10 protein-coding genes are annotated in these 7,548 nt (G+C 60.1%); 4 read left to right on the top strand and 6 right to left on the bottom strand.

Translation table 11 applies throughout. The features are described 5' to 3' along the window. Together B9A19_RS21610 and B9A19_RS21615 are read right to left on the bottom strand one after the other, a co-directional pair. Window positions 1–225, bottom strand: a 225-nt coding sequence (locus B9A19_RS21610) for a leucine zipper domain-containing protein (protein WP_139799057.1), incomplete at its 3' end; no start/stop codon positions are given. 151 nt (window positions 226–376) lie between these two features. Then, a complete protein-coding gene (locus B9A19_RS21615) occupies window positions 377–1,324 on the bottom strand; it encodes a hypothetical protein (protein WP_139799058.1) in 948 nt (315 codons plus the stop codon). A 515-nt stretch (window positions 1,325–1,839) separates the two neighbouring features. On the opposite strand from B9A19_RS21615, the gene B9A19_RS21620 reads away from it, so the two are divergent. Next, window positions 1,840–2,265 (top strand): VOC family protein, encoded by a 426-nt coding sequence (locus B9A19_RS21620; protein ID WP_084093220.1) that lies wholly within the window; start codon window positions 1,840–1,842, stop codon window positions 2,263–2,265. Window positions 2,266–2,277: 12 nt separating this feature from the next. Here B9A19_RS21620 and B9A19_RS21625 read toward each other — a convergent pair whose 3' ends face one another. Both B9A19_RS21625 and B9A19_RS21630 read right to left on the bottom strand, forming a co-directional pair. Next, entirely contained in the window at window positions 2,278–2,733 is a 456-nt protein-coding gene (locus tag B9A19_RS21625) for a universal stress protein (protein ID WP_084093226.1), read from the bottom strand. A gap of 90 nt (window positions 2,734–2,823) precedes the next feature. Continuing rightward, complete coding sequence (locus tag B9A19_RS21630) at window positions 2,824–3,303, bottom strand: universal stress protein (RefSeq protein WP_176217060.1); 480 nt, start codon at window positions 3,301–3,303, stop codon at window positions 2,824–2,826. 203 nt (window positions 3,304–3,506) lie between these two features. Here B9A19_RS21630 and B9A19_RS21635 point away from each other — a divergent pair, with 203 nt between their 5' ends. Then, window positions 3,507–3,911: a nuclear transport factor 2 family protein gene (locus B9A19_RS21635; RefSeq protein WP_084093222.1), complete on the top strand. Its 405-nt coding sequence runs from the start codon at window positions 3,507–3,509 to the stop codon at window positions 3,909–3,911. Window positions 3,912–4,261: 350 nt separating this feature from the next. On the opposite strand, the gene B9A19_RS21640 is transcribed toward B9A19_RS21635, so the two are convergent. Together B9A19_RS21640 and B9A19_RS21645 are read right to left on the bottom strand one after the other, a co-directional pair. After that, entirely contained in the window at window positions 4,262–5,218 is a 957-nt protein-coding gene (locus B9A19_RS21640) for a DUF4253 domain-containing protein (RefSeq protein WP_176217061.1), read from the bottom strand. A 195-nt stretch (window positions 5,219–5,413) separates the two neighbouring features. Continuing rightward, a complete protein-coding gene (locus tag B9A19_RS21645; RefSeq protein ID WP_084093224.1) occupies window positions 5,414–6,133 on the bottom strand; it encodes an SDR family oxidoreductase in 720 nt (239 codons plus the stop codon). Window positions 6,134–6,240: 107 nt separating this feature from the next. Between B9A19_RS21645 and B9A19_RS21650 the strand changes: the two genes are divergently transcribed. Beyond that, entirely contained in the window at window positions 6,241–7,140 is a 900-nt protein-coding gene (locus B9A19_RS21650) for a LysR family transcriptional regulator (protein ID WP_084093225.1), read from the top strand. Window positions 7,141–7,262: 122 nt separating this feature from the next. After that, window positions 7,263–7,548, top strand: a 286-nt coding sequence (locus B9A19_RS21655) for a transposase domain-containing protein (RefSeq protein ID WP_217807147.1), incomplete at its 3' end; no start/stop codon positions are given.

The raw sequence follows: 7,548 nt of genomic DNA on the forward strand, positions 1-7,548 counted from the left end.
GGTCTCGGGCGAAATGGTGCGTGGCGAACGGGCTGGGCGTGAGGATTTGTCGAGCAATGCGGGCGCGCCACCGGCCAGGTAGCGGGCCAGCCATTTGCGTGCGGTGACGGCACTGACGCCATGTGTGGCACCGGCTTGTTCCGCGGTGTGGCGCCGCTGGGTGATGTCTTGAACCATTTCAAGGCGACGAAGGTAGGTCAATCGGGCATTCTTATGGGTGTTCATCCGGATCGGGGCTCTGTAGTGACTGGGGGTTTGGCGATTTCCAGTCTCTCAAAATCTCACCGGGTGAACACCCGCAACAACCTATTGAACCTTCACAGCTAGGGCTTCATCTTGGGGCAAAAAAGGCGCATCACCGATACGCCCTTCATGATTACTGCGGATTCACCAGCTTGAAAAACTGTCGGCATAGCAAGCCATTCGGTGCAAACGCGAATTTGCTGAGCGCTTCGGCAGGCAGGTTGTTCAATGTGGCGCTGCCGGTGCAATCTGTACGATCTTGCGGGAAATCAAGCGTATATTGCCCCACCTTGACAGGCGCCAACGGCGCTTTATAGCTACCGGTCAATGTTTGCCCGCCACGATAGGCCAGCAAATCAGTCTGTACTTTACCGGATGCAATATTGGCATTGGCCACATTCCAGGTTGGCGTGCCATCGGCGTTGTAATGGAACACAACCATAAACACCTGATCCCCTTGCACTTCAACGGCCCAGCCACGGCCACTCTTGCTGGCGTTCCAGTACCAACCTCGTTCAATGCGAGCGTTGTTGGCCGCAGTGATCGGTTTATCCGGCGAGATCTGGAAGCGCTGTGCGTTCATGACGCGGCCACCCGGCAGAACGGCGGATGCTTTCCACCCGATCGTATTGTCGAAGGAGAAGGTGACACTGATCTGGCCAACGTTCGTTGCGACTGGCACGCTGGACACCGACGAATCAAGTGGCTGCCCACCGCGATAAGACTGCAAGGTGGCGTTAAAGCTGAACGACGGCCCACTGAGAAACGGAAGATCCCCTGTAGCGGTATACCAGACCGGATTACCTTGATCATCGTAAACGAACAGACCCAGGAAGGCTTTGCTACCCTGCTCTTCAATCATCAAGCCGGTGCCGGCCTGAGCCGGATCCCAATAAAAACCGGTGCCGGAAAAACTATCGATGACCGTACCCGCACCGACCTGCCGCAACGGCGCAGCCTGGGCTTTGGGGGGCTGCGCCTGGCTCTGCTGGGCAGTGCTGCTTTCGCCGCTACTGCCGCCACCACATGCAGCAAGCAAAGAGCCCAACACCAAAATACCAATTCGACACCACGTTTTCATTATCCATCTCACAAGTCATCATTCATACGGGGAGGGAAACGCGAACAAGCTCACGCAACCAACACCCTCCCTCAGCAAAATCAGCCCGCTTTATAACACATAAATAACAAACAAAGTAAGCATTTGATTGGAATTGGGTACAGTGAAAAACCGCTCTCCCGGCTGCAATATCGGCCCTGCCAAACAACCATCAAACTCAAATCCATCCAGACAGTGGCTTTATGCAAAGCTTGCATGATCACAGACGGCGATCAATACGCGTCACTTTAATACCCTCCTCCCTCCTTGTTCTACGCTGCCATGCTTCGCCGTAGCGAGCCGCACTGGGTCATGTTTTGCACGCAAAAATCCATACCCAATGCATGGGTATGGCCAGCAGGCTTGCCGCAGGTTCAGGACAGAAATGCCTGCCAGCATGGCTTCGTTCAGGGCTTCCCCTCCGGGCTTCCCTCGTCCATGCTGACTGCAGACCACCCGTGCATACTCACCCCGCCGCGCTGCAACCGGAGCTTGCCATGCAAAACCGCATCACCCTGCTGACCCTGGCCGTTGACGATCTGGAAGTGGCCGTGCGCTTTTATCGTGACGGCTTGGGCTGGGCCACCGCAGGCATCGTTGGCACCGAGTTCGAGCATGGTGCGGTGGCGTTCTTTGAGCTGCATGGCGGGCTGAAGCTGGCACTGTGGCCGCGCGCCAGCCTGGCGCACGACAGCGGCTTGCCGCGTGTGCCGGCCAGCAGCACCGAGTTCAGCATCGGCCACAATGTCAGCTCGAAGGCCGAGGTGGATGCCGTGCTGGCGCAAGCGGCCGCTGCCGGGGCACGCGTCGTCAAACCGGCGCAGGATACCTTCTGGGGTGGCTATGCCGCCTACTTTGCCGACCCGGATGGCCACCTGTGGGAGGTGGCGTGGAACCCGGCCTGGACCGTGCCGGCCGATTGAGAGTAGCGCCGGTCACTGGCCGGAGCGCACCAGCAGCACCGGCACCGGGCTGACGTGCAGCACGCTTTCGGCATCACTGCCCATCACCAGCCCGCGCAAACCGCGCCGGCCGTGCGTGCCCATCACGATCAGGTCTGCCGGCCAGCGGCTGGCCTCGGCCACGATCAGCTCGGCTACTTGCGGCGCATAGCACTCTGCCATGCGCACATCCGCAGCCACGCCTGTCTGCTCGGCTTGCTCACGGGCGGCCTGCAACAGATCGCGCCCGAGCTGGCGCAAGCGCTGCTCGTAATCGCCCAGCACGGCTGCACTGCCCATGCCGGTGACATCCATGTAGATCAGATGCAAATCGATGACATGGAACAGGCGCAATTCCGCGCCCAGCGTGGCCGCAAGCGGGATGGCTTGCTGCAGGCCCTTTTCGGCAGCCGGGCTGCCATCAAGCGGAACCAGTATGCGTTTGTACATGATGCTCTCCTTGGCGCGCGCCGATGCGGGCACCACATGCTGTACCGGACCCACTGCAGCACAGCGTCCGGCTTGGGCGAACGGCGCTTGTCAGCCTGCCACGGCACTGTCTTGCAACACAGCTTCTTCGGCCATGCGCACCAGCAATACCGGCACCGGGCTCAGTCGGGCGGTGTTCTCTGCCACGCTGCCCATCACCAGGCGCTGAAAGCCGCTGCGGCCATGCGTGCCCATTACGATCAGCCTGGCCGCCCAGTCGCGCGCCTCGGCCAGTATCGCCTCTTCGGTCGCCACGTCTTCAGCCTCCAGCAATTTGCTGTCGAAGCTGACGCCAGCAGCGCTTGCCACCTTGCCCAGTTGCAGCAGCAATCGCTCCCCTTGCCGGCATTGGGCATTGAGTGCAGCCTCTGCGGCTGCGGCGCTGCCGCTCGCTGTCCGGATCCGCGTCGCATCGATCACATGGATCAAGCGAATGCTGGCTTTCAGCGGCACGGCCAGCGCCAGTGCCTCGCTCAGCGCCCGCTCGGCAACCCGGCTATCGTCGATGGGCACCATGATTTTGTCGTACATGCCTGCGCTCCCATGGATGCGAGGCCCATCGCCCCGTTTACACCACCTTAGCGCCTCCCCGCCAGCGACACCTTGCGCCACATCAAACGCACACGAGGAATACCCGCCACTACGCCACCTTGTCGTACCCGCATCCGGCGCTGCATGATGCAGACGGTGGCAAGCACAGGCTGCCAGCCCGATCATCATTCAGGGGAGCACGCATGCAGACCAACGGCGCAGACCTGACCGACCCGGCAGATGTCCTCGCAGCCTTGCTCCGGCGCGAGCCACTGTTTCACCGCCCCGAGTTTGGCACCCAGCGGGCCGACTTCGAGCGGATGATGGCAGCGGATTTCCACGAGATCGGTGCATCCGGGCAACGCTATAGCCGCGAGGTGGTGCTGGATACCTTGCTCACCCGTCATGCCGACCCGGCTTACCGCGAACCGGCAGCCCGATGGCGGGTGCTTGATGCCCGCTGCCAGCAACTGGCCGAAGATCTTTACCTGCTGACGTATACCCTGGCGCAAGCAGAGCGTATTTCCCGCCGCACAACAATCTGGCGCAACACGGATCAAGGCTGGCTGGCCGTGTTTCATCAGGGCACGCTGGCGGAACAGCACTAGGGCCTGTTAACACTTATTTCGCGCTTGCGCTGGGCCGCAAAGAGGTCAGCTACAAGGCACGCAACGCAGGCAATAACCGGTTATTGCCAAGGCGCGTAACGCCGTAGATGACCTCTTTTCGGCCCAGCCCGCGGGTTCGGGGTATTTCGGGCGGTTCGCTGCCTTGCAAACCGCTTGCGGTACCCGTACCGCGGCGCGTTCTGCCCCTTGCGCTCCATCCCGAACTACCCCGAACGCAAGCGTGAAATAAGTGTTAACAGGCCCTAGCACAGCTCAAACAGCAACAAAGCCCTCTTCAAGACGGCAAAGGTGACGGATGAATCGGCAAGAGTGCAGCAGGCCGCACGCGCCTAGGGCCGGTTGTGCAAATGCCAGTGAGAGGCTCCCAGCAACGCCCAGGCGGTATCGCGAAAGTCGTTCCACATCCCCAGCGTTTCGAGCTGCACCGCCACATCGAACGCGACACGCGGATCTTGTATCGGTCGCGTGACATTGAACTGCAACATGGTGCCGTAGTGACACATCAACTCGGCACCGTGCTGCCGCTGCCAATCACGCAGCAAGGCAATGACAGCAGGCGAACCGATGCTCGGGCTGCCCCACCAATGCATATAGGCAAGGATGTCTGCCGGGTCTGCCACTGGAATCAGCAATACAGCCATGTGCTCGCCATGGTCCGGATCAAACCAGAACGGGCTACCGGTCTCGGCCGTTCGCACGGGCTGTCGGCACTCCCAATCAAACAGCACCCGATACGCAGCCAGTTGTGGTGGGCCGGATTGCTGCTTCATGGCCTCGATCAGCGATAGTTCGTCGGGCGCACTACCGTACTCTTGCCGCAGCCTATCCAGCTGATCGGCCCAGAAATCGGGATATTCGTCGGCGCTGCCATTCAGGCGCTCAATGCTGCGCCTGGGCTCTGCCAGCCGGGCGTGGGCGAGTATCTGCGCAGGGTCATTGGGCGCCCTTGAGCGGCCGTACTCGTATTCATGCGCAAATTCCTGCCGGTGAAACAGGAAAGGCACATCGCGCAATGCCGCCTCACGCCAAGGCTCCCAGCTCTGGTGCGCCCCGACAAACCACACCAGCAAGGGCCAATGGCCCGATGCCGGGTATTGCGCCCGCAACTGCCGCCACAACAGCGGCGCATCATGCTGGCCGGCGTGGATTGCATGCACCATGCTCGGCAGCTCGGGGATCACGCAACTGATGTACTCGGCATCGGCAAAGCCGGTCTTGGCCAATAATCCCTTGGGAGACAACGTGGCAGGCAGCATGGCAGTCGGCGCAAAGGGTGATGCACGCAAGATAACCTGCGCCACGCCCCCTGCCACCAACTGACTATATCTCGTTGTTTTATTAACACAGATCGCAAGATTTGATCCAGATTGCTCGCTTGCGTTAGCGCCAGACCATCCAAAGCCCCCTTTCGGGGGCTGTTGACGGGATCGCTTCCGCACAATCGTCATAGCGCCAGCTAAACCTCGCGCGGCCGGGAAATTTCAAATCAGAACGCCACCACCATCAATCACGCTCACCTGCCCTGTAGCAAAAGCATTGTTCATCAGATACAGATAGGTCTGTGCAACATCGTCGGCCTCACCAACCCGGCCCACTGGCAAACGGGCGCCAACGTGGCTGTACATCGCCTCGCGCTCTTGGTCCGGAATATTCGACCACAACGGCGTACGCGTAAAACCTGGGCTGACGATATTGACCCGGATCGGCGCCAGCTCGACCGCCAGCGCACGCATGAAGCCCTCCATGGCGCCGCAAATGCTCGCGCCAGCGGTCCAGCCCTGCTGCGGCCGCGCACTGGCAACACCGCTGGTAAGCGTGATCGAACCGCCATTCTGGAGATATGGCGCTGCTGCTTTCACGGCAGCAATCGCACCGAATACCCGTACTTCAAACGCATTGCGCACTGCGCTCAGATCGGTGTGCCCCAGCTCGCCCAATTGCAGACTGTCACCAGCGGTATACACCAGATGATCGATAGCACCGATACCGGCAAACAGTGCATCCACGGCGGCGGCATCGGTCAAATCTGCAACCCTGCCCTGGGCGCGTGGGCCGAGTTCTGCCACGGCAGCGGCCACCTTGCCCTGGTTTGAGGATGAAATAATAACTGTTGCACCCTGCGCCAACGCAGCGTGCGCCACAGCCAGCCCGATACCCGAGGTGCCGCCAAGTATCACCACTTTCTTGTTCTGCAAATTCATGATGGTCCCTTATCGAATTGCGTCAAACGACGTACGCAAAGCATGATTCCATCTGTATTTTTGATAAACGATGAGTTATTTTCCTAACTCATAATCAGGATTTATGAATGGATCGTTTTGCCAGCATGTCGGTCTTCGTACGCGTCGTCGAACGCGGCAGTTTTGCTGCCGCGGCAGAAGGCAGCGGCATGACTGCGACCATGATCGGCAACCACATCCGTGCACTGGAGCACCTGCTTGGCGCGCGCCTGTTGAACCGGACCACGCGGCGGCAAAACCTGACTGAAATTGGTCGAAGTTACTACGAGCAATGCGTCAGCATACTGGCGCAGCTTCAGTCAGCAGAAATCGATGCACGCGACATGCGTACACGCCCGCGCGGGCGCCTGCGGGTCAGCGCACCCATCATCTACGCCGCACACAGGCTCGCTCCGGCGATGAAAGACTATCTGGATCGCCATCCCGATGTGCATGTGGAGCTGGTGCCGAGCGATCGCATGGTCGATCTTGTTGACGGTGGCTTCGATGCAGCCATCCGCGTTGGCCTGCTACCGGATTCGAATCTGATCGCGCGGCCACTGGCCCCCTCGCCACGCATCGCCTGTGCAGCGCCCGACTATCTGGCAAGGCATGGCATGCCCGCCGTCCCGGCCGACCTCACCAAGCACAATTGCCTTGCCTTTGGATATGACAGCGGCCCCGACCGCGACTGGCACTTCATCCTTGCCGATGGCTCGCAACAAACAGTCCATGTGCCCGGCCGTCTCGACATCAACAGCGGACAAGCGCTGCGTGAGGCCGCACTATCCGGCCTTGGCATCATCTTGATGCCGGAAATGCTGCTGGAAAATGACCTGGCAGAAGGCAAGCTCATCCGGCTATTTCCAGACCTGCCAGCGCCAACGTTTCCGGTACAGATCGTCTATCTGCCAGAACGCAAGCTGACCGCCAAGCTCGCAAGCTTTGTTGATTTCATGCTTGAGCGATTCGGGCCCGACGCCGGCTGAGCAGCAAGCCCCCCCGTGGGGGCCAGATAACAAAAAGCCCCCATGCGGGTAATGCCAGTCAGTTAAGCGCTAGCCGCTGGTATTGAGTTAAAAAGAGGACGTGATTCACGTCCTCTTTTTACATGACCCCCCTGCACCACGAACTCGCACATACCCTGAGCCGGATCCCCACCAATCTGGATCGACTCAGTACGCTGATCGACCCCGACTGGATCGAACAAGCCCTCTCATCGTCCGGTAAAGCCTCAATCCGCAGGCGCAAGCTGCCAGCTGAACATGTGGTCTGGCTCGTCATCGGCCTTGCCCTGTTTCGTAATCTGCCCATCTGGGATGTCGTCCGCCAACTGGACTTGGTGCTCGATGGTCATGCAATCACCGTACCCAGCGCCAGCGTCCAGGCACGCCAGC

Origin of the sequence: Andreprevotia lacus DSM 23236 (genome assembly GCF_900176275.1) — a bacterium.
In the GTDB taxonomy this organism is placed as follows: domain Bacteria; phylum Pseudomonadota; class Gammaproteobacteria; order Burkholderiales; family Chitinibacteraceae; genus Andreprevotia; species Andreprevotia lacus.